The sequence below is a fragment of the Allosphingosinicella indica genome (genome assembly GCF_900177405.1).
Classification (GTDB): Bacteria; Pseudomonadota; Alphaproteobacteria; order Sphingomonadales; family Sphingomonadaceae; genus Allosphingosinicella; species Allosphingosinicella indica.
The window spans coordinates 1,989,327-2,015,847 of record NZ_LT840185.1 but is presented as its reverse complement, the minus strand read 5'-3'; the positions used below and the strand labels follow the sequence as shown (position 1 = coordinate 2,015,847).

22 protein-coding genes are annotated in these 26,521 nt (G+C 66.2%); 5 read left to right on the top strand and 17 right to left on the bottom strand.

Annotated elements, in window-relative coordinates; genetic code table 11:
* Window positions 1-3 precede the first annotated feature (3 nt).
* Together B9N75_RS09930 and B9N75_RS09925 are read left to right on the top strand one after the other, a co-directional pair.
* Window positions 4-909 carry a flagellar motor protein MotB gene (locus B9N75_RS09930; protein WP_085218657.1) on the top strand — a complete coding sequence of 302 codons (906 nt, stop codon included), beginning with the start codon at window positions 4-6 and terminating at the stop codon, window positions 907-909.
* Window positions 906-1,949 (top strand): GGDEF domain-containing protein, encoded by a 1,044-nt coding sequence (locus B9N75_RS09925; RefSeq protein WP_085218656.1) that lies wholly within the window; start codon window positions 906-908, stop codon window positions 1,947-1,949. Before B9N75_RS09930 ends, B9N75_RS09925 begins: the two co-directional genes overlap by 4 nt.
* On the opposite strand, the gene B9N75_RS09920 is transcribed toward B9N75_RS09925, so the two are convergent.
* The 10 genes from B9N75_RS09920 to B9N75_RS09875 form a co-directional block, all read right to left on the bottom strand.
* Window positions 1,950-2,606 (bottom strand): DedA family protein, encoded by a 657-nt coding sequence (locus B9N75_RS09920; RefSeq protein WP_085218655.1) that lies wholly within the window; start codon window positions 2,604-2,606, stop codon window positions 1,950-1,952.
* Between the two features lie 41 nt (window positions 2,607-2,647).
* Window positions 2,648-3,835: a dipeptidase gene (locus B9N75_RS09915; RefSeq protein WP_085218654.1), complete on the bottom strand. Its 1,188-nt coding sequence runs from the start codon at window positions 3,833-3,835 to the stop codon at window positions 2,648-2,650.
* Complete coding sequence (locus B9N75_RS09910; protein WP_085218653.1) at window positions 3,832-5,466, bottom strand: N-acyl-D-amino-acid deacylase family protein; 1,635 nt, start codon at window positions 5,464-5,466, stop codon at window positions 3,832-3,834. The genes B9N75_RS09915 and B9N75_RS09910 overlap by 4 nt, the downstream gene beginning before the upstream one ends.
* The gene (locus tag B9N75_RS09905; RefSeq protein ID WP_085218652.1) at window positions 5,463-7,043 is read right to left on the bottom strand and encodes a serine hydrolase; all 1,581 of its coding nucleotides are present in this window, start codon (window positions 7,041-7,043) and stop codon (window positions 5,463-5,465) included. The genes B9N75_RS09910 and B9N75_RS09905 overlap by 4 nt, the downstream gene beginning before the upstream one ends.
* Entirely contained in the window at window positions 7,040-8,164 is a 1,125-nt protein-coding gene (locus B9N75_RS09900; RefSeq protein ID WP_085218651.1) for a YkvI family membrane protein, read from the bottom strand. Before B9N75_RS09900 ends, B9N75_RS09905 begins: the two co-directional genes overlap by 4 nt.
* Window positions 8,165-8,168: 4 nt before the next feature.
* Complete coding sequence (locus B9N75_RS09895) at window positions 8,169-9,215, bottom strand: N-acetyltransferase DgcN family protein (RefSeq protein ID WP_085218650.1); 1,047 nt, start codon at window positions 9,213-9,215, stop codon at window positions 8,169-8,171.
* 15 nt (window positions 9,216-9,230) lie between these two features.
* Window positions 9,231-11,435: a TonB-dependent receptor gene (locus B9N75_RS09890; protein WP_172840865.1), complete on the bottom strand. Its 2,205-nt coding sequence runs from the start codon at window positions 11,433-11,435 to the stop codon at window positions 9,231-9,233.
* A 38-nt stretch (window positions 11,436-11,473) separates the two neighbouring features.
* Entirely contained in the window at window positions 11,474-12,616 is a 1,143-nt protein-coding gene (locus B9N75_RS09885; RefSeq protein ID WP_244552320.1) for a dipeptidase, read from the bottom strand.
* Window positions 12,617-12,677: 61 nt separating this feature from the next.
* Entirely contained in the window at window positions 12,678-13,697 is a 1,020-nt protein-coding gene (locus tag B9N75_RS09880; RefSeq protein WP_085218647.1) for a dipeptide epimerase, read from the bottom strand.
* Window positions 13,698-13,707: 10 nt separating this feature from the next.
* Window positions 13,708-15,702: a serine hydrolase domain-containing protein gene (locus B9N75_RS09875; protein WP_085218646.1), complete on the bottom strand. Its 1,995-nt coding sequence runs from the start codon at window positions 15,700-15,702 to the stop codon at window positions 13,708-13,710.
* A 222-nt stretch (window positions 15,703-15,924) separates the two neighbouring features.
* On the opposite strand from B9N75_RS09875, the gene B9N75_RS09870 reads away from it, so the two are divergent.
* Window positions 15,925-16,479, top strand: a complete 555-nt coding sequence (locus tag B9N75_RS09870) for a helix-turn-helix domain-containing protein (RefSeq protein WP_244552319.1) — start codon at window positions 15,925-15,927, stop codon at window positions 16,477-16,479.
* Here the strand turns inward: B9N75_RS09870 and B9N75_RS09865 are convergent.
* The 4 genes from B9N75_RS09865 to B9N75_RS09850 all read right to left on the bottom strand — a co-directional run bounded on the left by B9N75_RS09865 (window position 16,476) and on the right by B9N75_RS09850 (window position 20,409).
* Entirely contained in the window at window positions 16,476-17,468 is a 993-nt protein-coding gene (locus tag B9N75_RS09865; RefSeq protein ID WP_085218644.1) for a DUF4268 domain-containing protein, read from the bottom strand. The two genes, B9N75_RS09870 and B9N75_RS09865, sit on opposite strands and share 4 nt — an antisense overlap.
* Before the next feature lie 28 nt (window positions 17,469-17,496).
* The gene (locus B9N75_RS09860) at window positions 17,497-19,290 is read right to left on the bottom strand and encodes an acyl-CoA dehydrogenase C-terminal domain-containing protein (RefSeq protein ID WP_085218643.1); all 1,794 of its coding nucleotides are present in this window, start codon (window positions 19,288-19,290) and stop codon (window positions 17,497-17,499) included.
* Between the two features lie 119 nt (window positions 19,291-19,409).
* Window positions 19,410-19,856, bottom strand: coding sequence for a MerR family transcriptional regulator (locus tag B9N75_RS09855; RefSeq protein ID WP_085218642.1), 447 nt, complete (start codon window positions 19,854-19,856; stop codon window positions 19,410-19,412).
* A 70-nt stretch (window positions 19,857-19,926) separates the two neighbouring features.
* On the bottom strand, window positions 19,927-20,409 hold the full coding sequence (locus B9N75_RS09850; RefSeq protein WP_085218641.1) for a hypothetical protein: 483 nt from the start codon (window positions 20,407-20,409) through the stop codon (window positions 19,927-19,929).
* Window positions 20,410-20,579: 170 nt separating this feature from the next.
* Here B9N75_RS09850 and purF point away from each other — a divergent pair, with 170 nt between their 5' ends.
* Together purF and B9N75_RS09840 are read left to right on the top strand one after the other, a co-directional pair.
* Complete coding sequence (gene purF / locus B9N75_RS09845) at window positions 20,580-22,046, top strand: amidophosphoribosyltransferase (RefSeq protein WP_085218640.1); 1,467 nt, start codon at window positions 20,580-20,582, stop codon at window positions 22,044-22,046.
* A gap of 11 nt (window positions 22,047-22,057) precedes the next feature.
* Window positions 22,058-22,762 (top strand): SDR family NAD(P)-dependent oxidoreductase, encoded by a 705-nt coding sequence (locus tag B9N75_RS09840; protein ID WP_085218639.1) that lies wholly within the window; start codon window positions 22,058-22,060, stop codon window positions 22,760-22,762.
* On the opposite strand, the gene B9N75_RS09835 is transcribed toward B9N75_RS09840, so the two are convergent.
* Genes B9N75_RS09835 through B9N75_RS09825 form a run of 3 tightly spaced genes read right to left on the bottom strand, consistent with a single transcriptional unit; the run spans window position 22,759 to window position 26,319 of the window.
* Window positions 22,759-24,009 (bottom strand): SAM-dependent methyltransferase, encoded by a 1,251-nt coding sequence (locus tag B9N75_RS09835; RefSeq protein ID WP_085218638.1) that lies wholly within the window; start codon window positions 24,007-24,009, stop codon window positions 22,759-22,761. The genes B9N75_RS09840 and B9N75_RS09835 overlap by 4 nt on opposite strands.
* A 10-nt stretch (window positions 24,010-24,019) precedes the next feature.
* The gene (locus B9N75_RS09830) at window positions 24,020-25,396 is read right to left on the bottom strand and encodes a cryptochrome/photolyase family protein (protein ID WP_085218637.1); all 1,377 of its coding nucleotides are present in this window, start codon (window positions 25,394-25,396) and stop codon (window positions 24,020-24,022) included.
* Entirely contained in the window at window positions 25,393-26,319 is a 927-nt protein-coding gene (locus B9N75_RS09825) for a metal-dependent hydrolase (RefSeq protein WP_085218636.1), read from the bottom strand. Before B9N75_RS09825 ends, B9N75_RS09830 begins: the two co-directional genes overlap by 4 nt.
* Between the last annotated feature and the right edge of the window lie 202 nt (window positions 26,320-26,521).

The following is a 26,521-nucleotide window of genomic DNA, read 5'->3' as shown; positions in this document are numbered from 1 at the left end:
ACGATGGCGACCGCCGCGAAGAAGGGCCACAACCAGCCCGAAGTCCGCCCGATCATCGTCAAGAAGGTGATCGCGGACGGCCACGGCGGCCATCACGGCGGCGCGTGGAAGGTCGCCTATGCGGACTTCGTGACCGCGATGATGGCCTTCTTCCTGCTGCTCTGGATTCTCGGCGCGACCGATGAGGACAAAAGGCGCGGGATCGCCGATTTCTTCACGCCGACGCTGGTCGAGTTCAAGCAGAAGAGCGCCGGATCGAACGGCCCGCTCGGCGGCGACTCGATCATCGCGGACGACAATTATCCGCACAAGGCGTCGCAAACCGGCGAGCGCGGTATCACTATCCCCAAGTCTGCCGTCGGCGGGCCGCAGGCGGGCGATGCCGGCCGTGCCGAGGACAAGGCGCGCTTCGAGCGGCTGAAGCAGGCGCTGCTCCAGAAGATGGAGCAGAAGCCGGCGCTGCGGGCGCTCAAGAAGAACATCCGCTTCACCGATTCCACCGAGGGGCTGCGCATCGACCTGGTCGACGAGGCTGACTTCTCGATGTTCCGCCTGGCCACCGATCAGATGCTGCCGCAGGCGCGCGCGCTGATCGGCGAGGTCGCGGAGGTGATCGACGACGTGCCCAACCCGGTGATCGTCCGCGGCCACACCGACTCGCTGCCCTATGCGTCGGGCCAGACGATGAACAACTGGATGCTCTCCACCGCCCGCGCCGAGGCGACGCGTGCCGCGCTGTCGCAGGGCGGCGTCCAGGTCGATCGCTTCGTGCGCATCGAAGGCGTCGCCGATCGCGAGCCGTTCGTGGCGGCGGACCGCTACGATCCGCGTAACCGCCGCATGTCTATCACGCTCGCCTGGCGGACGCCGGCCGAGCGGAAGACCGCCGAAAGGGCTCAGCTGAAATGACGCTGCATCAGCATCCTCGCCCCGAGAGCGCCGCGCCCGTCCCGCAATTCGCGCCGACAGCGGACCCATTCCGCATCTTTCGCGAGATCGGCGGGTTCCTGCAGGAGCATCGGCTCGAGCCGACGCCGTCCAATTATCTGCTGGTCCACCAGCTCATCACCCGCACCAATGCCGCCGCCGCGGCGGCAGTCGCGGCGGCGACCGGAGACGGGCTGCGGCTCACTCAGGGCGATGCCGACCGGATCGTCGCCGAGACGGGCGGCGCGGCGCCGGCGGTGGACGACGAGAAACAGAAGGCGGAGCGCGAAGAGGCCGCACGGCAGATGGAAAGCTTCGCCGCGATCGTCGAGAAGACGCGCAGCGATGTCGAAGTCTATCGGCAGGATCTGGCGGAAAGCGCCGCGCAGCTCGAATCCGTCACGGATTCCGCAGTGCTCGACAAGCTGATCGCGATCACCTCGTCGATGATCGAGCGGACGCGTAAGGCCGAGCGCCAGCTCGACGAAGCGACCGAGGAAGCGAACGTGCTGCGCGGCAAATTGGCCTGCGCATCGCACGAGGCGCAGACCGATCCGCTGACGGGCCTCCCCAACCGCCGCGCGTTCGAGGCGCGCTACACCGAGCTGCGCGCGCAGGGGAAGGACGTCAGCCTCGCGCTCTGCGACGTCGATCGATTCAAGGGGATCAACGATGCGCACGGCCATGACGTCGGCGATCGCGTACTCAAGCTCTTCGCCAAGCTGCTCGCCGGCCAGTGTGACAAATATCTCGTCGCACGGTTCGGCGGCGAGGAATTTGTCATCCTGTTCCAGGACATGCTCGCGGCGGAGGCGATGCGCATCGTCGATCAGGCGCGCGAGTCGATCGCCAGCCGGAGTCTGCGCGTACGCGACACGCATGAGGTGATCGGCAACGTCACCTTCTCGGCCGGCGTGACCGAGGCGATGGTCGCCGAATCCGCGGCGCATGTGCTGAAGCGGGCCGACCGCCTCCTCTATCGCGCCAAGCAGCGCGGTCGCGGGCGGACCGAGATCGGCTGATCAGGCGCGCTGGGCGCGGGCGCGACGCTCCGCCATCCGGCGCGCGTTGGCTTTCAGCACACGATAGCCGATCCAGCTGCCGGCCGCGCAGGCGAGCGCGATCACGCCGGCGATGATCGCCCACCGCGCTCCCTCCGAAATACCTAATCCGGCGAGCGCCGTCGTGGTGAGGTAACCGGGCGCGAACAGGCCCGGCACCCAGACGACCGCCGATGCGACGTTCGCGGTCTGAAAGCGGCGCTGATCCATCCGCATCACGCCCGCGACCACCGGTATGGTCGCCCGGATCGGGCCGAGAAAGCGGCCGAAGAAAACCGACACGAGACCGAACCGCCGAAAGAACAACCGCGCGCGGGCGACGAGCTGGCGGTGGCCGGCGAGCGGCCAGCGATAATAGATGCCGGGGCCGATCCTCCGTCCGATCCAGTAGGATACCCAGTCGCCGAGCACCGATCCGAGAATGGCCGCGGCGATGACCGGGATGGGCTCGACGATCCCCGTCCCGATCAGCCCGCCGACGAACATCATCACCGCGATGGCAGGAATGAACAGCCCGATGACGGCGAGCGATTCCCCGAACGCGAGGCCGCCGACGATCAGCGGCGCCCATTGCGCATTGTCGCGGATCAGGACGGTCGCGGTTTGGACGAAGCTCATGGCCTCCTCTCAACGCCCGAAGGAGCCGCGGGATGCGCGGCTCAGCGCGCCGCGCCGGCCTCCGCCGCGCGCAGGATGCGCAGCACGTTGCCGCTCCACATCTTTTCGATATCCGCGTCCGAATAGCCGGCCGCCTTCAGCCGCTCAGTCACCTTGGGCAGCGCGCTGATATCCTCGATGCCCTTGATGCCGCCGCCGCCATCCCAATCGGCGCCGAAGCAGACGTGATCCGGCCCGGCGACCTTGATGACGTGGAGCACGCCCTGCATGAAGCGATCGAAATCGTCCGCCCACATGCTCTCGGTCTTGTCGAGCTCGCGCCAGCGGCGGGTGAGATCGGCCTGCTCCTCAGGGCTTAGCGTGCCGATCGCTTCCAGCTTCCCGAACAATTCGGCCCGCGCCGGGCTGAGGTTCATGTTGGAGAGAAACACGGTGGTGACGCAGATCGCCCCGCCCTTCTCGGCGAGCCTGCGGATCCGGGCGTCATCAAGGTTGCGCGGATTGTCGAAGAAGTCGCGCGAGCCCGAGTGCGAGAGGATCAGCGGCGTCGTCGAAAGCTCCAGCATCTGATCGAACGCCGCGTCGGACGAATGACTCGCGTCGATGACCATGCCGAGCCGGTTCATCTCCGCGACCCACTGGCGGCCGAGCGGACTGAGTCCGTTCCAGCGCGCCTTGTCGGTTGCGGAATCGGCGAGCTGGTTGTTCTTCGAATGGACCGGACCCGCCATCCGCACGCCGCGGCGCTGGAACTCGGCGAGCAGCCCGAGATCCTCGCCCAGCGCGTAGCTGTTCTCCATGCTCTTGAACGCGACGAGCTTGCCCTCGCCCGCGATGCGCACCGCATCCGCCGCGGTGCGTGCGGGGAGGATGCGATCGGGGAAGCGCGCGATCGTGGCGTCGATCAGGTCGGAGCGCTGGAAGGCGTAATCGCGCGCCGCGGCATAGCCTTCCGGCGTCAGCGGCCCTTGCGCGGTGTAGATCGCGAAGAAGCCGCCATCGAGATTGCCGTCGGCCATACGCGGAATGTCGACTTGGACGAGATCATTGGCGAGCGTGTGTCGATCGGCGAAGCTCCAGCCCGCGCGCGCGAAATGCATCGGCGTATCGAGATGGGTGTCGAGCGTAAGGATGCGCTTGTGGCGATCGGCTGGGGGCGCCGGCTCGGGGCTGGGGCCTTGCGCGGTGCAGCCGCCGGCGAGCAGCGCGGCGAGCAGAAGCTTCTTCAAGATAATGTCTCCACGGATGGACAGGGGTGGCGCAGCACGGCGCCCGCGCGCGCGCCGGTGTGGCGGCGCGCGTCGATGGTGAGCTTGCCATTGACGATCACGGTGTCGATGCCGGTTGCGGGCTCGGTGGGTTTCTCCCACGTCGCCGCATCCCGCACCTTCGGCAGATCGATCAGGATGATGTCGGCGCGCATCCCCTCGCGGATCAGTCCGCGATCGGAAAGGCCCATGCGCTGTGCCGGCCAGCCGCTCATCTTGCGCACCGCATCCTCCAGAGTAAGCACCTTGCGCTTGCCGACATATTCGGCGAGCACGCGCGGGAAGGTGCCGTAAGCGCGCGGATGGGGCAAGCCGAGCGCGTCGACGCCGCCAAGCTTGACCGCCGCAGAGGCATCGCTGCCGATGCTGACCCAGGGACGGCGCAGCGCCGCTGCGATATCCTCTTCGCTCATCATGAAGAACAGCGCCATCGCGCGCTTCTTCTGTGCCGCGGCGGCGAGCAAGATGTCCCACGACGCATCGGCCGGATCGCGGCCCAGCGCCTTGCCGATCGCGGCAAGGGTCTGGCCATTGAAGCGATCATATTCGGCGGAATTTGCATTAGCGAGGCGGACATTTTCCCAGCCGCCGGACGCATGGACCAGGTTCGTCCAATCGGGCAGCGGACCCGCCGCCAGTTCGCTCTTCATACGCTCGCGGACCGCTGGATCCTTGAGCCGCGCGAGACCCTTCTCCTCGCCATCGGCCCACAACCAGTTGGGCACGCTGACGTCGAGCCCGGTGCCGCCGGCGACATAGGGATAGACGTCGGCCGCGACATCGACGCCGCGATCGCGCGCCGCGTCGATCTTGGCCAGCGCGGCGGGCATCAGCTTGCCCCAGCCCGGTGCGAATGCCGCCTTCAGATGGAAGATCTCGACCTTGACGCCGCCGCCCTCGCCGATCGCGATCGCTTCCTCGACCGCCTCGACCAGCTTGCCGCTCTCGTCGCGCATGTGGCTGGAATAGAAGCCGCCGCACTTGCCCGCTTCCTTGGCGAGCGCGATGAGGTCCGACGTGCTCTGGAAGCTGCTCGGCGGATAGATGAGCGCGGACGATATGCCGAAGACGCCGGCGCGCATCGCCGTCGCCACCTCCTTGCGCATCGCTTCGAGCTGCGCAGGCGTCGGCGCACCCGCGCCGTCGCCCATCACCTTCACCCGCGCCTGATGCGAGGCGTAATAAGTGCCGAAGTTGACCGAGATGCCCAGCGTTTCGAGCTTGCCGAAATAGGCGGGAATGTCCGCCGCATCGCCGGGCGTGCCGCCCTCCCCAGCGATGACCGTCGTCACGCCCTGCAGGAGCTTGCTTTCGGCGAGGCCGTTTTCCAGCAGTGCCTCGGTCGACTGGTCCATCATGTCGATGAAGCCGGGCGCGACGTAGCGGTCCCCCGCCGCGATCTCGCGCGCCCCACGGCCCGGAACCTGGCCGACACGCACGATGCGGCCATCCTTCACCGCCACGTCCGCGCGCACCCACGGATTGCCCGCGCCGTCGAGAACGCGGCCACCGCGGATGACGAGATCATAATCGGGCGCCGGCGCCGCCGACGCGAGCAGCAGCGCGACCGGCGCGAGCGCCAGCCGCCTCATTTCCCCGCAGCCGCGGGCGTGAACAGCAGATCGTGATAATCGTAGCTGAAGTCCGCGAGCGGCGAGACGGCCTTCATCGTGATCCGGTCCACCTTGCCGTCGGCATCGAGCGCGAAGGTGACATAGGCAGGCTCGATCGTCTTGTCGTCGAAGCGGGTGACGAACGTGTCATATTGCCAATGTTCGAGCCGCCCGCCCATCCGCGGCGTCGATTTGAAATCGATCGCGAGCCCCTTCCCCGCCGGCTTGATCTCGATATTTCCGTACCAGGGATCGGTGAAAGTGCCGGCGTAGCGGCCGCGCGGAAGCGACGGGCCGACCTTGGCGGGCTTCGCCTGCTGCGCCTTCATCGCCGCGACGCCCGCGGCGACGCGCTTCTTGGCGAAGCCTGCCCATTTCTCCGGCCAGCCGTAATCGGGTGCGCCGAGATAATGATCGATCAGCTCGAACATCAGCCCGCGAATGAGATAGCCGTCCTCGGAATTGATGATGATCGAGAAGCCGACGTTCTTCTCGGGGATCAGCACCACGGCGGTCAGGAAGCCGAACACCGCGCCGCCGTGCCAGACGAGCTTCGCGCCGCGATAGTCGCGCACGTCCCAGCCGAGCGCATAGCCGTCGAACATCGGCTCGGCGGGCTTCAGCTCCTCCGGCATCGGGCTGATCGGCTGGAGCACCACCGGCGTCCACATCTCCTTCGCCTGCTCCTCGCTGAACAGGCGCCCGCCTTCCGGCAACGCGCCGTGCGCGAGCTGGATCTTGAGCCAGCGCGTCATGTCCTCCGCGCTGATCGCAAGGCCGCCGGCGGGCGCGGCGTTGCGTCCGAGTTCGTCGCGTTCGTCGAGCCGCTCCTGATCGCCCGCGCCGCGCAGCCCGCCGTTCATCCGCGCGTGCGGAAAGGCGCGGTTGGCGGTGGCGAAGCGCGCATCCTCGTCGGCGGTGGAGACGTTCATGCCCGCGCGCTTCAGCACATGCTCGGCGGTGAAGGCCTCCCAGGTCTGGCCGGTTACCTCCTCGATGAGCTGGCCGGCGACCATGTAGAGGATATTGTCATAGGCATAGCCGTAGCGGAAGCTGGTCGCCGGCTTGATATGGGCGAGGCGCTTGACGCTCTCGCGCCGGGAGAGATTGGTGCGCGGCACGAACAGCAGGTCGCCCGCGCCGAGGCCGAGGCCGCTACGGTGGACGAGCAGATCGCGCACCGTCATCTCGCGCGTGACGTAGGGATCATACATACGGAACCACGGCAGGTGATCGATCACCTTGTCGTCCCACTTGATCCGCCCCTGATCGACGAGGATGGCCAGTCCCGCGACGGTGAACGCCTTGCCGGTCGATCCGGTCGGCAGGATCGTTGCGCCGTCTACCGTCTCGGGTCGGCCGAGCTGCCGCACGCCGAAGCCGCGCGCCATCGTCGTCTGCCCGTTCTCGACGATCGCCAGCGAAAGGCCGGGCACGCCCGCCTGCTTGCGCAAAGCCTCGACGCGTGCCTCGAACCCTTCGGGCGGTGCCGCGTGAAGCGCGGGCGCGATACACAATAGCAGCGTTGCGAAAGCTGCCTTGCGGACGATCCTCATTGGCCTTCCCTTTCCAGTCGATCGGTGTTGGCGCGGACCAGCCGCAGCGTCCCGAGCACGAGCAGGGGCACGACGAACAGCGCCAGCATGATGTAGCCGAACGCGCCATAGCCGCTGGCGATGAGATCGATCAGGCCGATGCGCGCCGCAACGAAGGCCGATCCGAGCAGCAATGCGGCCGAAAGCGTGAGCCGCAGCGCCGGCGCGAAGCCGCCTTTGAGCGCCTCGTCCACGCGCTCGTTCACCGCATTGACGGCACCGACGCCGGTTTCCAGCAGCGCGCAGAAAATCATGAGCTGGAATATCAGATGCAGCCACGGCTGACCGATGCGGCGGAGCAGGAAGTCCGACGGCAAGGTTTCGCTGCCGATCGCAGGATACCAGGCGGTCATGCACAGGAAGAAGATGATCGCGGGCAGCGCTGCGAGCGGCCCGGCGAGCGCGCCCGCGACCAGTGCATCGCGCCGGCTGGTGAGGTGGCGGAGGAACGGCAGCACCGCGACGGCCGCCACCACATTGTAGCTCGCGTAGGTCATCCCGCCGATGACCCAGCCGTCGGTCGGCACGCCCGATGCGAGCGCGGGGCTGATACGGTCGCCGAAGCTGGCCAGCGCCAGGATCAGGAACAATGCATAGACCAGATAGATGAAGGTCGAGGCGTAACGGAACAGGTTCTCCGCGCCGCGATTGCCGAAGGCGGTGATCCCGGCGATCGCCGCGACCAGCGCGAGCGTGCCGGCGATCACCGGCAGGCCGAACAGCGCCCTTCCGATCTCCCCCGCCGCCGCCGCGACCACCGCGAGGATCAGCACCAGGAACAGAAGGTATGTGATCTCGAACGCGATCCAGATCGGACCGAGCAGCGCCTTGAAGAAGCTGCGATAGTCATAGGCCGAGACTAACCGCGCGAAGGCGAAGGCGACGGCGCACACCGCGCTCCAGATCAAGGTCGTCAGCAGCAGACCGAGCAGGCCGCCCGCCGGACCGCTCGGCAGGAAGAATTCGGCCAGCTCGCGGCCGGTGGCATAGCCGCCGCCGATCACTACCGCCTTGAACGCGAAACCGGGCAGCAGGAACCGCTGGAACCAGGTCGACTTCGTTCCGTCCGCCCCCGCGTGCATCAGCTCAGGCCAGACAATGATCGATCAGCGCATCGAAGGCCGCGCCGCCGCGGATCGGATCGGCCGCGGGCAGGCCGAGCCGCGCTTTATGCTCCGCGATCACCTCCGCCGCTTCGGCATCGCCGAGCGACGCGGTATTGAGCGCGATGCCGCCGCAGCGGATGGCCGGATTGGTCAGGCGGCCGAGGCGTGTCGTCATGTCGATCACCTCCTCGATCGAAGGCAGCGCGAAATCGGCGAGCCCCATGATGTGCGTCCGGCCAGGCCGGTGGCAGACCACGAACACGTCCGGCTGGCTGCCGTGGAGCAGGCCGAGCGACACCGCAGCATAAGCCGGGTGGAACAGCGAGCCCTGCCCTTCGACCACATCCCAATGATCGGGTGCGGCGTCCGGGCTGAGTGCCTCGGCGGCGCCCGCTTCGAAATCCGAGATCACCGCGTCCATCGGCATTCCGCCGCCGGCGATCATTATGCCGGTCTGTCCCGTCGCACGGAAATCGGTGTCGACACCGCGATCCGCGAACGCCTTGGCGATGGCCAGCGCCGTATATTTCTTGCCGAGCGCGCAATCGGTGCCGACGGTGAGCAGCCGCTTGCCGCTGCGCTTGCGGCCGGTGCCGACCGAAAGCCGCGCCGGCGGGGTCCGAACATCGATAAGCCGCCGGCCGTTGCGCGCCGCTGCTTCGCGCAGCGCGGGAATGTCGGCGAGCCGCGCGTGCATCCCGCTGACGATGTCTAGCCCCGCGTCGAGCGCTTCGACCAGCGAGGCCACCCAGTGATCGGCGATGATGCCGCCTTCATTGGCGACGCCGATCACCAGCGCGCGCGCGCCTTTCGCTCGCGCTTCCGCAGGAGACAGGCGCGGCAGGCCGGTCGTCACCGTCCGGTCGGAAAGCGCGAGTTCGCCGACGCACCGCTCCCCCGCCCAGTCGCGCAGCCCGAAGGCCGTCTTGGCATAGCTGGCCTCGGCGGTGTCGCCGAGGAACAGCAGGTAAGGCTGCGGCAGCGCCAGCGCGGCGCCCGCCGCGCCCGGATCGAAGGGAGCGTTCATCGAAGGCGCTTTTCCTCAGAAGGCATATTCGGCGGCGATGCCGATCGTCCGCGGCTGCAGCGGCGTTACCGAGAACTGATAGGGCTGGCCAAGGCCGTCGGTGGACAGATCCCGCGTCAAGGCCGCCCTGGTATCGGTCAGGTTGCGGGCATAGACGCGCAGCGTCCAGCGCTCGTCGAACGTCATCTGGGCGTTGACGTCGATCGCCGTATACGCCTTGGCGCGAACCGTGTCCGGATTGCTTTCGACCAGCGACAGCCGGCCGCCGGAGTGACGTATGCCCATGCCGATGCTGGCTTCGTTGCTGCCGACCGGGAAGGCATAATCGGCGGTGAACGAGCCGCTGAACCGGGGAATGCGCGGCAACCGGTCGCCGTCGGCGCCGCCAACGCTCGGCGGCGGCTCGGACGTGAGCTTGGCATCGACATACGCGCCGTTGACGCCGAGCCGTAGCCCCTCGACCGGTTGCCAGATGAGCGAGCCTTCGAGGCCCAGGCTGCGCGCCGAGCCTGCGTTGGAAAGTCCAGTGACTCCGTCGAAGTTCACGCTCAGCTGGATATCCTTCCAGTCGAGGTAGAATGCCGCCAGTTCGAGCGACACGCCGGACGCCGGCAGGTTCGACTTTACGCCGATTTCGTAGCTGGTGAGAGAATCCGAGCTGACCGTGGGCACGACTCCGGGGAAGGTGATGTTCGGCCCGCCGGGGCGATAGCCGCTGGCCACCCGGCCATAGATCATCGTGTCTTCGCTGACGTGGAACTGGGGGCTGATGCTGTACGTGAACACGCTTTCCGCCGAGCGGCCGGGATCGTCCGCCGTGGGTACGATGGCGCCGCTGCTGATCTGACGGAAACGCTGCTTGTTGCGCGCCCAGCGTGCGCCGGCCGTGATGTCGAATTGCTCGCTGAAGCTGTAGGTCGCATTACCGAACAGAGCATATTCGCGGTATTTGCTCGGCAGAGAAGCAATTGCCACCGGATCCAGGCCGACCAACGGGTTACCGTCGAAATCGAGCGCGCGGATCACCTGCAGATTGCCGCTCTTCTCATAGGTGTAAAAGCCGCCGACCATCCATTCGAAAGTGCCCCCGCCGGGGGATGTCAGACGCAGTTCCTGCGTGAATTTCTCCAGGTCGAGAGTGTTTGTGAAGGGCGCCAGCCCTGCATCGAACGCGCCGCCGGTCAACAGCGGATAGAGCGTTCCGAACACGCGGCTGGCATCCTGAACGACGACGGTCTTGGTATCGCTGTAACTCGTCGCGGAGGTCAGCGTTGCGGCGCCGAAATCATAGTCCATCACCGCGGAATAATATTCGAAGTCCTTTTCGAAGGGTTCGTCGATATAATTGTTGTTGGACCAGCGATCGCCAATCCGCCTCCCGGTCGCTAGATCCTGCACGACAGACGCGTTATTTTCGGCATCGATATTTTGCCAGATGCCTGACAACCTCATCGTGAAGGCCTCATCCGGCTGCCACAACAGGCTGACGCGGCCGCCGGTCTGATCATAATCGTTCTGATCTTTGGCGCCGGTCTGGACGTTGTCGATGTAGCCCGGAAATTTGCGGTACGCGAAGCTACCGCTGACGGCGAGTTTCCCGGGCACGAGTGGCACGCTGACGATGCCCTGCCCGGCAAAGCCGAGATCGCCGCCATGGGCGACGTCGAAGCCTTCGACCCCGACGCGTCCGGTGACATTGTTCAAGTCGGGCGAGACCGTGACGTATTTTAGCAGGCCACCAATGGAGCTGGCGCCATAGAGCGTGCCCTGCGGCCCGCGTAAAATCTCGATGCGCTGCACGTCATAGGGCAGAAGATCGAGGGAAAGGCCCACGGCACGCGCATAGAAGCTGGAGGAGCCTACTGGTGAATCGTCCAGATAAATGCCAACGGTCTGACTGGGACCGACTGGCGCGACACCGCGCACCGATATGGTCGACTGGCCCGGCGTGCCGGTGCTGTCGACCTGGAGGCCGGGCACATAGCCGCTGAGATCGACGAGCTGCGTCGCGCCCTGCTTCACGAGCTGGTCACCGCCGACGACGCTGATCGAGATCGGCACGTCCTGCAGGATCTGCTCGCGCTTCTGCGCGGTGACGACGATCGCCTCGCTGTCGAGCACGCCCGCCCCGCTGGCGGGCGCAGTATCCTGCGCGAAAGCGCCGGACGGCGCGAGCGACAGCGTGAGCGCGGTACAGCCGAAGAATGCCGATTTGATCATGAGAGCTCTCCCCAAAGCTTCGCGGCCCCTGTCCGCGGTCATTTCCAGGTGTCGCCGAGCAGACGGCGGAAATTGCCGCCGAGCACGGCCTTGATGTTGGCGTCGGAATATTTGCGGCGAATGAGTTCTTCCGTCAGGTCGAAGACCTTGCGGGGATGGTCGAAGCCGTCGATGTCGATCTTTTCGCGGAAGGCGTAGCTCGCCTTGTAGGCGGCCTTCAACATCTTGTACTGGTCCTCGCGCATGTCGTCATAGCCGTTCAAATCTGCGTCAGAGCCGATGCCGACATGCTCGATCCCCGTCAGCTTCACGACATGGTCGATATGATCGACCATATGGCCGACGTTGGTGGGATCGGTCTTGCTGACGAACATGCGGACGCCGGTGATGCCCATCACACCGCCCTTCTTTCCAAGCGCGACGATCGCCTCGTCGGTCTTGGTGCGCGGATGGCCGGCAATCGCGCGGCAGTTGGAGTGGGTATAGGCGATCGGCACCTTCGACAGCTCGACCGCGTCGAGCGTGGTGCGATCGCCGCTGTGCGACACGTCGACCAGCATCCCCGTCTTGTTCATCGCCTCGATGACCTCGACGCCATAATCGCTGACACCGCCGTCTATGCGGTCGGTGCTGCCTGATCCGATCATGTTCTGGCTGTTGTAGGTGAGCTGCGAGCAGCGCTGGCCGAGATCGTAGAAGGTCTGCACATCCTTGGCGGTGCGGAAATGCTCGGCATTCTGGACACCCATGATCACGCCGGCCTTGCCGTCCGCCTTGGCCTGATCGAGATCCTTGGCGCTGCCGATCAGCGAGAAGACGTGCGGGTTGCGGCCGCAATAGCCCTGCCACGCGGCCATATAGGCGAGCGTCTCGGCATAGACGTCCGGACCGCTCATCCCGAAGGCGCAGTGGAAGCCGGTGATGCCACTAACCTTGAACTCCTCAGCCGCCTTGGCGGTGAGCGGCTTGGCATGGGCGTTGGGATCGAGATCGAGGTTCAGCGGCGCGAGCATGTCGATAACCATCGCGTCGCGCACCAAATCGACCGCGCGGCGCGAATAAGCGCGCGGCGATTGCGCGCCGAGCTCGAAATAGCCGCGATTGACCATCGGCGCGCACACGGCCGCCCCTGCCGCGCCGCCCATGAAGGCGCGACGCGTCCACCGGGATGAAATGCTCACCCCACTCTCCCTGTCATTATTATGTCCTGTTTGGGATGTTATGATCCCGATTGGAAATATGTCAACGGGTCATTGCGGGCTGCGGATCGCCCCAGACACTTTCGGGGCACCACACGTCTCCGCCCCGATATTCGACCGCCGGATCACGGTCCTCCGCAAGGAAGGTGGGTCCGTCCAGATCGACGATGTCGCAGAGCTGGCCGAGCACGAAGGACGGCGCCATTGAGATGCTGGTGCCCATCATGTTGCCGACCATCACCGACAGGCCCATCGCCTTTGCCCGCGCAGCGATCGCGAGGCCTTCGGTCAGCCCCCCGCACTTGTCGAGCTTGATGTTCACGACATCGAAACGGCCGGCGATGCGGTCCATCTCCGCAAGCGAAACGCAGCTCTCGTCCGCCGCGAATGGCAGCGGGCGCGCGACGCCGTCGAGATCCGCTTCGCTGCCGCGCTTGATCGGCTGCTCGAGCAATTCGATGCGGTTGGCGACGAGATGCGCGGCAAGCGCCGGCACTGCCGATGCGTCGTATCCTTGGTTGGCGTCGACGCCGATCCAGCAATCCTCGCGGGCCGCGCGGACTGCCGAGACCCTCGCGGCATCGACGGCAGCCTCGCCGGTCAGCTTGAGCTTGATCGCGGTGACGTCGCCGAGCGCGATGGCCGCTGCCGCCATCTTCGCCGGATCATCGGCGCCCAAGGTGATCGTAGTGCGGAGCGGCCGCGGCTCGCGGACGCCGGCGAGCTGCCAGACCGGCTTTCCCTGCTGGCGCGCCTCCAGCTCCCAATAAGCGCAGTCGAGCGCATTGCGCGCGCCGCCGGGCGGCAGCAGCGCCTGGAGCGTCAGCCGCGTCGCGCCCGCTTCGATCGCCGGGCGGACCCGCTCGATCGCCGCCAGCATCGCGGGCACGTCGTCGCCCAGATAATAGACGCCCGCCGCCTCGCCCCGCCCGACATGCTCACCGTAGGAAAGCTCCACCACCACCAGCTCGGTCCGGTCGAACACATAGCCCGAAATCCGGAACGGCTGTTTGTAGGCGAAGCTCTCCGTACGAACGGTCAGGCGAAGCGGGCTGAGCGACACCGGCTACGGCTCAGTACAGGGTGCCAAAGCCGATCAGGTGGAAGGCCAAAGCCACCCACAGCACGATCACCGCGCCGATCAGCAGCAGCACGCTCCACGTCCTTGAGAACCAGCCGCGCTTGCCGGTCCAGGCGAGCCACAGGTTCCAAGCGGCGATGCCGACCATGCCGAAGAACACCACCGGCGACAGCGCCTGCAGGATGTAGAGAAGCCAGTCGAGCGATCCCGACAGCAGAGTGAAATCGGCCATCGCAACGCTCATGAAGGTCACCCAGCCGACGACCACCAGCACCGTCGCCCAGGCGAAGCCGCGGGTCAGGCGGAAGGCCTTGAGCGCCTGCCCTTCGAACGGCAGCGCGGCTTTGTAGCGGCGCCGTGCGATCCAGCCGGCGGGCCAGGTCAGCGCGGTCAGCAGGATGATGACCAGCGCCGCGAGGAAGGCCGGCATCAGCCACGCGCTGTTGGTGTACCAGGGCACGCGATCGAACATCATGAAGGGCGATACGGCGTCGAAGCTCCAGCGGACGACCTGGCCATTCTCGACCTTCGCGGCGATCCGCTCGCTGCCGTAAGCGTCGCGCCAGACGAACGGCGCGATCTCGACCCATTTGCGCGGCTGCGACGCACTGCCGGTCACCGCGGGCGCATTCAGCGTCCCGTCCGCGTTCACGCCGAGCTTCACCTGCCCCATCAGGTTGAGGAAGCTGAGGAAGCTCTTCTGATGGCCGCGGCTGTTGGTGTAGGTGCCGGCCATCATCTGGGCATGCTGTTTCGCGGTCTCGGCATCCACCTTCGCGGTGCTGAGCGGCGCCGGGAAGTAGCGGTCGGCGAACTGGGTGAAGAGCCCGTCGCGCAGCGGCCCGGTAGCGCCGTCCTTGCCGGCGCTGTTCACCGACATGTAAAGCCCGACATTGTCGTCCGGGAACAGCCACAGATAGGAGTGGAACCACTGCGTATCGCCGCCATGGCCGATGACGCGGTGGCCGTTGATATTCTGCTCGTAGAAGCCGAGCGCCATACGGTTGAGCGGCGGGACGATGTCGAGCGTGGTCTCGTGCATCTGCTTGGCCGTCTCCGGCCGCAACAGCCCCTGCCCCTGATTGAGATGCGCGAGCATGAACTTCGCCATGTCGTTGCCGGTCGCCGCGAGGCTGCCGGCCGGCGCCGGGCCGACCATCTCGAACGGCTTGGGATCGCCCGAACCGAGCGCATAACCCTGCGACATCAGCGGCTTCAAATTCGCCGGCAGCGGCTGGCGGAAGCTGGAGCGCGTCATGTTGAGCGGTCGAAGGATGTGCTGGTCGATATAATCGTCGAACGACTGACCGGAGGCGCGGGCGACGATATAGCCGGCGAGCGCGGTGGCGTAGTTTGAATAGGCCGGCGTCGTCCCTGGCGCGAAGATGCGCCGCGGCACCGTGTCGCGCATGAGCTCTTCGAGCGACATCGGCGGACCCTTGGGGTCGTTGCTCATGATGTAGCGCGCCGATTCCTCGAAGCCCGCGGTGTGCGTCATGATGTTGCGCAGCGTCACCGGCTTGCCGTCATAGGCGGGAATCTTGAAATCGAGATAGGTGTTCACGTCGCGGTCGAGATCGAGCTTCCCCTGCTCGACGAGCTGCATGACCGCCGTCCAGGTCAGCAGCTTGGAGACCGATCCGGGGCGGAACAGCGTCGCGTCCGCGGAGACCGGCTTGCGCTTGGCGACGTCGCTGTAGCCATAGCCCTTCTCGAACAGCACCTGGCCGTCCTTGACGACCACGACGACGCCGCCGGCGATGTCACCGCGCGCCATCGCGTACGGCATGAAGCCGTCGAGCCAGGCTTCGACATTGGCGCGATCGAGCGGAGCGCCGCCGGAGGGAACCGCCGGTGGGGCCGGTGGCACGCTTTCGGGCGCAACGGTGGGGGAAACGGGCGCGACCGGCGCCGGGCCCTGCGTCACGGCCGCCGGCCCCATCAGCACCGCCAGCGCGGCTGCCGCTATCAGCTTCCAAGATCGCATCGTTCCCCTCCTGCCCGCCGCTTTTCATCCGGCGATTGCGCCCCGACCCGCTTGGCCCTATCTTATTATGAGCACAGCAAGTCCTGAATGGGCCATAATGATCCTGAATAGAGAATTGTCAAACGAGTCGTTTCGGGGGTCCAGACCATGAAGGGCGAACGGCCTACGCTCGGTGCCGTGCTCCGCGATTTGCGGTCGCGTTTCGGCTGGACGCTTAAGGAGATGAGCGCAAAGAGCGGCATCCCCGTATCGACCCTGTCGAAGGTCGAGCATGACCGGCTGACGCTGACCTACGACAAGCTCCAGCAGTTAAGCCAGCGGCTCAACATCCGGATGTCCGACCTGTTCGCGGAAGCCGACGGCGACACCGAGCCGCAATTCACCGCGCGCCGCAGCATCGGCCGAATCGAGCAGGCGTTCCGCATCAACACGCCGAATTACGACTATTATTTCCTGTCGACCGAGCTCCGGCGGAAGCGGATGATCCCGATCATCACCCGCATCCGCGCCAAGACGCTGGCCGAATTCGGGGAACTCGTCCGTCACCAGGGCGAAGAGATCATCTACGTGATCCAGGGCCGTATCGAGGTGCACAGCGAATTCTACGATCCGGTGACGCTAGAGGAAGGCGAATCGATCTACATCGATTCCACCATGGGCCACGCCTACATCGCCGCCGAGGGCTGCGACGAGGCGGTGGTGCTGGGCGTCTGCTCCAGCGCCGACGAAGGCCTCATCGATTCGCTGATGAACCTCCACGGCGAGGCGGTGCTTTAGGCGGGCTCCGGGGCCGAGCTAAGAGACACCAAGGCAGCCGAATCGACGCCAACCACCCGTGGACGGAAAGCCGTGGCGAATTTTGCTGCCCATTCAGCAAGCCACTTGAATTCAGCTGCCTCGCCTGTCCCGTCACCAGCTTTCGTCTCGATGGCGATCATGCTGGATTTCTTGCCGTCCATTCGATCCCAACTGAGTATTGTCCCCAGTTCGCGTTCGATCTCGTTCTTGCTGATCGAGAGATGATCGAACATCGCTTTCGCGAACGGCCCCTGTACCCAAAGAACCACCCGGGCTTGAACGTCGTTGTTATGGAGCCAAGTCGCGACGCTAGCGTCGCCACTCCGCAATTGCTCAACGCGGCACCAGCCTTCCTTGGGAGGCACTCTCGCAGCGAGCTTTAACTCGCCGGCCTCGGGAGATTCGATAAAGCGCGTCCAATAATCCACCCATTCTTGCTTGGTCGCCGCAAGTGCGCCTCCCTCCTTTGTTCGTGCAACAAGCCGTTTGGACCAGCCATTCGGCTTGGCGACGACATCGAAGCGAGGCGCGAGCGGACTATCGCCGATGCGATACAGCTCCAGTTGAACGCCGAAGAAATTATATTCCTGCGATGAAACCTCGTTGAGGTAATCAACCGCTGCGCGATGCGGCTCTCGAAACTCCCGGGCTATCCAAACCACCGTTTTTGCGTTGAGGCCGGCAGCATAGGTCAGAATCTGGCCAAGGTGAGAATGGTTCGTTTGCTCGAGCTGATTCTCGATCAGAATCCAGCCGCCTTCGATCGTGTCGCGCGCCAAAATGTCCGCACTGAAGGAGTCGACGGCCTTCTCGACTGCCTCCAACTCCATTTCCAGGCCCAGCGTATCACCCAGCAATCTCAGATTTTCTTCCTGAGCAAGCCAGGGTGTGAAATTATGCGCTTCGTGAGGCCAAGCGTCTCTGAGATCCACCTTCTGTAACCGGCCTAGTTCGGTGATTGAGACCATAATCTGCTCCGCGATTAGGAGAGTTTAGTTAGAACGCCTCCACCGGCAGCGCCATCATGCTTTCCGCGCCGGTCTCGATCTTGCGGCGGAGCGCGCCGGCTTCGGGCATGATCCGCTCGGCGAAGAAGCGCGCGGTGATCTGCTTGGCTTCATGGAAGGCCTTGTCGCCCTCGCCCTGCGCCAGCGCCGCGCCGCTCGCCTTGGCCATGCGCAGCCACATGAGGCCGAGGCAGACGATGCCCATCAGGTGCATGTAGCTGAACGCCGCGGCGCCCGCGTTGTTGGGATTCGCCATCGCATTCTGCATCAGCCACATGGTCGCGGCCTGCAGCTCGCCATTCGCCTTTTCCAGCGCCGCGGCGATTTCCTTGGTGCCCTCGGCATCCTTCCCGGCGGCGGCTTCCTCGCCGACCAGCGCGAAGAAGGCGCGGATCGCGCGGCCGCCGTCCTTGGGCAGCTTGCGGCCGACGAGGTCCATCGCCTGGATGCCGTTGGTGCCCTCGTAAATCTGCGCGATGCGGGCGTCGCGGACATATTGCTCCATCCCCCATTCGCGGATGTAGCCGTGGCCGCCGAACACCTGCTGTGCGGTCACCGCGGTATCGAAGCCCTTGTCGGTGAGATAGCCCTTGATGACCGGGGTGAGCAGCGAGATGAGGTCGTCCGCCGCGAGCCGCTCCTCCTCGGTCTGCGCCTTGCGGCTGAGATCGACCTGCAGCGCGCCCCACAGGATGAAGGCGCGCGCGCCCTCGGTGAAGGCCTTGGCCTCCATCAGCATCCGGCGGACATCGGGGTGGACGAAGAGCGTGTCGGCCTTCTGATCCGGCTCGGCCGGGCCGGTCAGCGCGCGGCCCTGGCGGCGGTCCTTGGCATATTGGACGGCGTTCTGGCGCGCGATCTCGCCCTGCGCGAGACCTTGGAGACCGACGCCGAGCCGCGCCGCGTTCATCATGATGAACATCGCGGCGAGCCCCTTATTCTCCTCGCCGACCAGCCAGCCGGTCGCGCCGTCATAGTTCATGACGCAGGTCGAGTTGCCGTGGATGCCCATCTTCTCCTCGATCGACCCGCAGGTGACCGGATTGCGATCGCCGACCGAACCGTCGGCGTTCACGAGGAACTTCGGGACGACGAAGAGCGAGATGCCCTTCACATTGTCCGGGGCGCCGGTGACCTTGGCGAGGACGAGGTGGATGATGTTCTCGGCCAGATCATGCTCGCCCGAGGAGATGAAAATCTTGGTGCCGGTGATCTTGTAGCTGCCGTCGCCCTGCGGCTCCGCCTTGGTGCGGATGAGGCCGAGGTCCGTGCCGCAATGCGGCTCGGTAAGGTTCATGGTGCCGGTCCATTTGCCGGAGACCATGTTGGGGACGTAGGTCGCCTTGAGTTCGTCCGAGCCCTTGACCAGCAGCGCCGCGATCGCGCCCTGGGTCAGCCCGTTATACATCTCGAACGCGTGATTGGCCGAGCAGAGATATTCGCTGAGCGCGGTCGAGACGACGTGCGGCAGCCCCTGCCCGCCGAACTCTTCGGGCGCACTGAGCGTAGTCCAGCCGCCCGCAACGAACTGCTCCCACGCTTCCTTGAAGCCCTTGGGCGTCGTCACCGATCCGTCTGCGTTGCGGGTGCAGCCTTCCTCGTCGCCCGATCGGTTGAGCGGCAGCAGCACTTCCTCGCACAGCCGTGCGCCCTCGGTCAGCACCGCCTCGATCATGTCGGGCGTCGCATTCTCGAAGCCCGGCAGGTTCGAATAGCGCTCGAGCCCGAGCAGGTGATCGATCACGTAGCGCGTGTCGCGGACGGGTGCGGAATAGACGGGCATGGCTGGCTCCTAGATGCGCCCTTCGGTGTTCCCGTCATTGCGAGGAGCGAAGCGGCGAAGCAATCCAGTGCTGGGCGTGGGTCCTGGATTGCTTCGCTGCGCTCGCAATGACGCTTTAATCAGTTAGTCCGGTCGGGCTTCGGAACCGGGACGGTGGCGCTCGGGTCACCGATCTTGCCGACGAAGCTGCGCAATTCGGCGATCGTCTCGTCGATGTCGTGCTTCTGCTTTTCGAGCAGCGCGATCCGCTCCTCGCACTTGGCGATGGTCACGCGGCGCTGCTCCTCGCGGTTGTCGCCGCGGTCGTAGAGGTCGATCATCGCGCGGATTTCGGCCAGGCTGAACCCCACGCGCTTGCCGCGCAGGATCCAGGCGAGCCGCGCGCGATCGCGCCATGAATAGATGCGAGACAATCCGGCACGCTGCGGCGCGATCAGCCCCTCATCCTCGTAGAAGCGGAGGGCGCGCGCGGTGACGCCGAACTCGTCGCACAGATCGGTGATCGAATAGGTCTGCGTGCTGCTGTCGGACTGATGAAAGTCGCGATGGAGGGCGGTGTGCGGCATGGCCCGAGAACTAGTTTACGTTCACGTCAACGTCAATAGCCGACGCTAGGGCAGCCGCACCGCACGGCGCTCACATGCCCTGGCAGAGCGGATCGCCGACGAGGTCGGTGGCTTTCAGCGCATCGGCCTCGGCGTTGCCGACGCGTGTCAGGGTCGTGCCGTTCATCTTGGCGCGCGCGCCGCAATAATAAGCGCAGCCGTCGGGTATCGCGGCGGGGAAGGTCACCACGCCGTCGGCGAAGCTCGCGTCGATCGTGCATTCCGAATCGCCCGCCATCGCGAGCTTCAGGCCGGCATCGCTTTGCGTCGCGGTGCCCGTGCCGGAGCAGCTATGCGCGTTCGCGCCCCAGATGACGAAGCCGAACTGCGCCTCACCATCGCGCTCGATCACGCACATCTGGCTCTTCGCGGCGCCGGTCGCTGCCGCCTCGTAGAGGCCGGTCAGGCCGCGCCCGGCCACCGCCTTCGGCGCCTCGGCGGGCTGCTTGGCCGGCTCCCCCGCATCGGAACAGGCGGCGAGGAGTGTCAGCGGCAGGAGGGCGACGATCTTCATATAAGCTTCCTGTGCGGCTCGGACGGCTGAATCCTGCCAGCCGGCCGGCGCGGGCGCAACCGCCCTCCCCGCCGTGCGCGCCGCTCAAGATGACAAAAGGGAGACAAAGCGAGACTCGCTTCCTATATGGACGGCGCCGCGCCGAAGCGGCCCGCCAGGGACCGGACATCATGCTGACGACGAACCCCTTCGACCCCGCTTACGGGGACAAGCTGCGCGAGGAATGCGGCATTTTCGGCATCTGGGGCGCAGCCACGGCTTCCGCGCTGGTGGCGCTGGGCCTCCACGCATTGCAGCACCGCGGCCAGGAAGCCGCTGGCATCACGAGCTGGGATGGCAATTCCTTTCACAGCCATCGCGCGATGGGCCATGTCGCGGGCAATTTCGACCGCGACGACATCATCCGGCGCCTCGCCGGCGGCGCCGCGATCGGCCACGTGCGCTATTCGACAACCGGCGAAACGGCGCTGCGCAACGTCCAGCCGCTTTTTGCAGAGCTCGCCTCGGGCGGCTTCGCGGTGGCGCACAACGGCAATATCTCGAACGCGATGAAGCTCCGCCGCGAGCTCAACCGCCGCGGCTCGATCTTTCAGTCGACCAGCGACACCGAAGTCATCATCCACCTCGTCGCGACCTCCACCTACCGCACGCTGCTCGATCGCTTCATCGACGCGCTGAAGCAGGTCGAAGGCGCCTATTCGCTGGTTTGCCTGACGAGCGAGGGCGTTATCGCCTGCCGGGACCCGCTCGGCATCCGGCCGCTGGTGATGGGCCGCCTCGGCGATGCCTATATCTTTGCGTCGGAAACGGTGGCGCTCGACGTCGTCGGCGCGACCTACATCCGCTCGGTCGAGCCGGGCGAGCTGGTTGTCGTTTCGGAAAAAGGGGTCAAATCGCACCGCCCCTTCGCCTCGGTCCGCCCACGCCCCTGCATCTTCGAACATGTCTATTTCTCGCGCCCCGACAGCATCGTCGACGGATCTTCGGTCTATTCGGTCCGCAAGCAGATCGGCGCCGAGCTGGCGCGCGAGAATCCGGTCGATGCGGATTTCGTCGTTCCGGTCCCCGACAGCGGCGTCCCCGCGGCGATCGGCTATGCGCAGGAAAGCGGCATCCCGTTCGAGCTCGGCATCATCCGCTCGCATTATGTCGGCCGCACCTTCATCCAGCCGAGCGATCATGTCCGCCACCTGGGCGTGAAGCTCAAGCACAATGCCAATATCGCGCTGATCCAGGGCAAGAAGCTGGTGCTGATCGACGATTCGATCGTCCGCGGCACCACCAGCCTCAAGATCGTCCAGATGCTGCGAGAGGCCGGCGCACGCGAGGTGCATATGCGCATCGCCTCCCCGCCGACGCGGCATAGCTGCTTCTACGGCGTCGACACGCCCGAGCGCGCGGGCCTGCTCGCCGCGCAGATGAACGTCCCCGAGATGTCCGACTATATCAAGGCGGACAGCCTGGCCTTCCTGTCGATCGACGGCCTCTACCGCGCGCTCGGCGAGGATGCGCGCGACGAGGCGCAGCCGCAGCATTGCGATGCCTGCTTCACCGGCGATTATCCGACCCGGCTCACTGACCATGAAGAGCATGAGCCCGCCGACCAGCTCGCTCTGCTCGCCGAACGCTACGCCTGAACGCTGAAGACATGACGCAAGCATTCGCCAATCGTACGGCGCTCGTTACGGGCGCGAGCCGCGGTATCGGCGCCGCGATCGCCGAGGCGCTGGGCCGGGAAGGCGCGCACGTCGTCCTCACCGCGCGCACCGCCGAAGGTCTCGAGGCGGTGGAGGAGCGGATCCACGCGGCGGGCGGCAGCGCGACGATCGCGCCGCTCGACCTCACCGAGCGCGAGAGCATCGGCCGGCTCGGCATAGCCGTCTCGGAGCGGTGGAAATCGCTCGACATGCTGGTGCTCAACGCCGCGATGCTCGGCACGCTGACGCCGGTGGCGGCGATCGACGGTAAGGAATTCAACAAGGTGCTGACGCTAAACCTGCTCGCGCAGCAGGCGATGATCGCGACCTTCCATCCATTGCTCAAGCAAAGCGAGGCCGGGCGGCTCGTCGCCGTCACCTCCGGTGTCTCACAGCGCCCGCGCGCCTACTGGGGCGCCTATGCAGCGTCCAAGGCGGCGCTCGACGTGTTGGTGCAGAGCTACGCCGACGAGACGATGAACGTTTCGGCGATCAAGTGCCTGCTGCTCAATCCCGGCGCAACCGCGACGACGATGCGCACCCGCGCCTTCCCCGGTGAGGACCCGGCGACGATCAAGCAGCCCGCGGCGGTGGCCGATGCGTTGATCGAGGCGCTGAGGGGCGATTTCGCCAGTGGAACGCGGCTCGACCTCTAGGCCTTCGCCAGGGTCACCTGCGCCACGTCGATCCCGCCGCCGCGAAACCCGCCTTCGCAATACATGAGATAATAGCGCCACAGATCGTGGAAGCCGCGATCGAACTCGGCGAGCCGCCCCTCTCCGATTGCGGCGTCATAGGACGCGCGCCAGCGCTTCAGCGTCTTGGCATAATCGAGGCCGAAGCCGTGCCGGTCCTGCCAGTCGAGCCCATTGTCGCGCGCGATCGCGGCGAAGCGCCGTTCGCTGACCAGCATCCCCCCGGGAAAGACATAGGTCTGGATAAAATCCGCGCTCGCCGCATAGGATTCGAACAATTCCTCGCGGATCGAGATGAGCTGCAGCGCGGCACGGCCGCCGGGCTTCAGCACCTTCGCAATCGCGCCGAGATAGGCCGGCCAATATTCCTGGCCCACCGCCTCGACCATCTCGACGCTGGCGACGGCATCGAACCGCGCGTCGACCGCGCGATAATCGAGCAGGCGGATATCGACGCGATCGGCAAGGCCTGCCGCCGCGATCCGCGCATCCGCCCACGCCTTTTGCTCGGCCGAGAGGGTGAGGCCGGTGACATAGACGCCATAATCGCGCGCCGCGATCTCGGCGAGCGAGCCCCAGCCGCAGCCGATCTCGAGCAACCGCTGGCCAGGCTTAAGCGCCAGCCGGTCGAGCAAGACGCGAATCTTGCGCTCCTGCGCGGCCTCCAGCGGTTCGTCCGCCGCGCCGAACATCGCCGACGAATAGGTCATCCCCGCATCGAGCCAGGCAGCGTAGAAGTCGTTGCCGAGATCGTAGTGGAAGGCGATATTCTCGCGCGCCTTCGCCGGGCTGTTGCGGCGGATACGATGCGCGACGCGGTTGATCAGCCGCCACAACCCCTTCGCCCGCGCGGCATCCCCCAGGCTCGCGCCGTTGCGCATGAAGAGATCGAACAGCGGCACCGGATCGGGGCTCGACCATTCGCCGCGCGCCCACGCCTTGTACCAGCCGACCGAACCGGAAGTCGCGAGCCGCACCAGCGCGCGCCAGCTATGCAGCCGCACCACCGGCATCGGCCCCGGCGCGCGATTGCCGAGGATGCGGTGCGTGCCGTCGGGCAAGGTGGCATCGATGCCGCCTTCCGCCAGCCCCGCGTCGATCCGGTCGAGCAGCCGGTGGAACCCGCCGCCGATCAGCCGCGCGGCGACACCGCCACCGGTGGCAAATCCGCGATCGGCGGTGACGAGATGCTTGCCGCGGCTGGCCATGGGAGGCGCCTTATCGCGCCGATTTGATCTTCGCCACCGCGGAGAGCGCCCGGGCACGGGCTTCCTTGTGACCGATCAGCGGCTCGGGATAACCCTCGGGCGCCGCGCCCACGCCGTGCGGATCGTGGATCGCCGCGTCATCGACCTCGCCCAGCTCGGGCACCCACGCGCGGATGTAGTCGCCCGCATCGAACTTCTCCGATTGCGAGAGCGGCGCCATGATCCGGCCGAACGGGTTGGAATCGAACCCGGACCCCGCGACCCACTGCCAGTTGAGACTGTTGTTGCCCCAATCGGCATCGACCAGAGTGTCCCAGAACCAGGCCGCGCCATCGCGCCAGTCGATCAGCAGATGCTTGATGAGAAACGAAGCGGCGATCATCCGCACGCGGTTGTGCATCCAGCCGGTCGCCCAGAGCTGCCGCATCCCCGCATCGACGATCGGGTAGCCGGTCCGCCCCTGCTGCCATGCGCGAAGATCGCTCGCCGCCGCCTTGCCGCTGCGCCAGGGGAAGCGATCGAACGCCTCGCGTGCATTCGCCTCACCAAGCTCGGGCAGGATGAGCAACTCGTTCTGCGCGAAGTCGCGCCACGCAAGCTCGCGGAGGAACTCGGCGCCCTTCGCGCGCGACAGCCGATGCCACACGGTCGCCGGCGAAATCTCGCCGAAGTGCAGGTGCGGCGACAGCCGGCTCGTCCCCTCCTCCGCCGGCAGATCGCGCCGCGCCTTGTAGCGCGCGACCTCGGCTACGAAATCCTCGAGCCGCTCCGCCGCGCCCGCTTCTCCGGGCGTCCATTCCGTATCGAACGCCTCCGCCCAGTCAGGCTTTTCGGGAAGCAGCGCCCACTCCTCCAGCCGTTCGCTCTTCGGCCAGCGCGATGGCGCGGAGAGGCTCGGCACCTCGGCGGGTGCGGGCGGCGGCATATGTTCCTGCAGCGCGCGCCAGAAAGGCGTGAAAATCTTGAATATGCCGCCCGATCCCGTGCGCACCGCACCCGGCGGCGCGAGCTGGTTGCCGTCGTGGAGACAGAGATCGACCGCCTTGCCGAGCGCATCCTCGGCCTCGCGCCACCAGGGCTCGTAATGGCGGATCGCGTGGACTCGCGTCGCGCCCACCTCCTTCGCGACGGCCGCGACGACCTCCGCCGCTTTGCCGCTGCGCAGGATCAGCCGCGACCGATGCCGACCCAGCGACGCATCGAGCGCCTGCAAGCTGTGGTACAGCCACCAGCGCTGCGCGCCGCCGATCCGCCATTTGCCGGGCGTTTCGTCGTCCAGCACATAGAACGGGATAACCGGCCCTTCCGCCGCCGCGGCGGCGAGCGCGGCTTGGTCGGCAAGCCTCAGATCCTGCCGGAACCAGACGATGACGGGCGGCGCGGTCATTCCAGCGGCACGCTGAACGGATCATAGCCGAAGCGACGCCCGCGTCCGCCGCCGCTGAGGTCTGCGAAGCGCTGATCGGTCAGCACCGCAACGCCGCCGCGCTCCACCACCACCGGCATCCGCGCCCAGAAGAGCAGCGCCGCGACATCCGGCCGGTCGCGCACCCGCGCCAGCCGCGGATCGCCGAGGTTGGCGGGATGCGGCGCACCGCCGAGCGTGACGCCGTTCGCGAGGTCGAATGCGCCTTCGCCCCACAGGCGGCCCGCGCGCCATTCCATCCGCCGCGCCCAGAAGCGCAGCGGCACCGGATTGGCGACCACTAGCGAAGGGGTGAGCGCCAGATCGCGCTCCACCGCATGATGCGTCGTCGCCTCGGCGCGGCCGGTGATCAATCCATTGGCGAAGATGTAGGCGCAGATCGCCGCGAAACTGGCGATCGCAGGTGCGCGCCAGTTGCCGCCGCGCTTCTCGCGCCGGCGCGACAGCCACACTCCCGCGATCAGCGCCGCCCAGATCCAGATATCGATGATGAAGAGGGTATCGCCGTAGAACCAGCGGCTGCTGAACGGCTCGAGCAGACGGATGCCGTAGCTGTTGAGCCAATCGAGCGCCGGATGGCTGAGCGCGCCGACATAAGCGAGCAGCAATAGCGCGCGGGAATTGACCGGCTCCTTCGCCGGCCGCCACCGGTTCCAGGCGAGCATCAATCCGGTCAGCACCAGCGGCAGCAACAGAAGCGCGATCGGCCCGTGCGTGATCCCGCGGCGGATGGTGAGCGACTGCGTGCCGAGCACCGATGCGACCGCGTCGATATCGGGCAGGTTGGCGGCAATGATCAGCGTCGGCATCGCCCGGCCCGACAGCCGCTTCAGCCCCATCTGTCCCAGCACCGCACCCGCCAGGCTATGCGTCAGATTGTCCAAATTGCCTCCGCCGCTCGTCCCTCTCCCCTTGCGGGAGAGGGTTGCGAAGACTTGGCAGCGCGCTGCCTAGTCGTAGCTGGGTGAGGGGTGAGCGCTCGCAAGATGCGAGCGCGCGGCGCCGTGGCGCCGCCCGCCCTCATCCAACCTCCGCTACGGCGGCTTTGCCGCCAAGCTGTGGTATCCTTCTCCCCCGCCGGGGAGA

Excerpts from the sequence above, each read along its gene's own strand:
- B9N75_RS09920 (WP_085218655.1), bottom strand. The coding sequence starts at position 2,606 with ATGAGCTTCGTCCAAACCGCGACCGTCCTGATCCGCGACAATGCGCAA.
- B9N75_RS09855 (WP_085218642.1), bottom strand. The coding sequence starts at position 19,856 with ATGCCGCACACCGCCCTCCATCGCGACTTTCATCAGTCCGACAGCAGC.
- B9N75_RS09890 (WP_172840865.1), bottom strand. The coding sequence starts at position 11,435 with ATGATCAAATCGGCATTCTTCGGCTGTACCGCGCTCACGCTGTCGCTC.
- B9N75_RS09870 (WP_244552319.1), top strand. The coding sequence starts at position 15,925 with ATGAGCGCAAAGAGCGGCATCCCCGTATCGACCCTGTCGAAGGTCGAG.
- B9N75_RS09900 (WP_085218651.1), bottom strand. The coding sequence starts at position 8,164 with ATGCACGCGGGGGCGGACGGAACGAAGTCGACCTGGTTCCAGCGGTTC.
- B9N75_RS09865 (WP_085218644.1), bottom strand. The coding sequence starts at position 17,468 with ATGGTCTCAATCACCGAACTAGGCCGGTTACAGAAGGTGGATCTCAGA.
- B9N75_RS09830 (WP_085218637.1), bottom strand. The coding sequence starts at position 25,396 with ATGACCGCGCCGCCCGTCATCGTCTGGTTCCGGCAGGATCTGAGGCTT.
- B9N75_RS09895 (WP_085218650.1), bottom strand. The coding sequence starts at position 9,215 with ATGAACGCTCCCTTCGATCCGGGCGCGGCGGGCGCCGCGCTGGCGCTG.
- B9N75_RS09905 (WP_085218652.1), bottom strand. The coding sequence starts at position 7,043 with ATGAGGATCGTCCGCAAGGCAGCTTTCGCAACGCTGCTATTGTGTATC.
- B9N75_RS09850 (WP_085218641.1), bottom strand. The coding sequence starts at position 20,409 with ATGAAGATCGTCGCCCTCCTGCCGCTGACACTCCTCGCCGCCTGTTCC.
- B9N75_RS09860 (WP_085218643.1), bottom strand. The coding sequence starts at position 19,290 with ATGCCCGTCTATTCCGCACCCGTCCGCGACACGCGCTACGTGATCGAT.
- B9N75_RS09875 (WP_085218646.1), bottom strand. The coding sequence starts at position 15,702 with ATGCGATCTTGGAAGCTGATAGCGGCAGCCGCGCTGGCGGTGCTGATG.
- B9N75_RS09840 (WP_085218639.1), top strand. The coding sequence starts at position 22,058 with ATGACGCAAGCATTCGCCAATCGTACGGCGCTCGTTACGGGCGCGAGC.
- purF (WP_085218640.1), top strand. The coding sequence starts at position 20,580 with ATGCTGACGACGAACCCCTTCGACCCCGCTTACGGGGACAAGCTGCGC.
- B9N75_RS09835 (WP_085218638.1), bottom strand. The coding sequence starts at position 24,009 with ATGGCCAGCCGCGGCAAGCATCTCGTCACCGCCGATCGCGGATTTGCC.
- B9N75_RS09930 (WP_085218657.1), top strand. The coding sequence starts at position 4 with ATGGCGACCGCCGCGAAGAAGGGCCACAACCAGCCCGAAGTCCGCCCG.
- B9N75_RS09910 (WP_085218653.1), bottom strand. The coding sequence starts at position 5,466 with ATGAGGCGGCTGGCGCTCGCGCCGGTCGCGCTGCTGCTCGCGTCGGCG.
- B9N75_RS09925 (WP_085218656.1), top strand. The coding sequence starts at position 906 with ATGACGCTGCATCAGCATCCTCGCCCCGAGAGCGCCGCGCCCGTCCCG.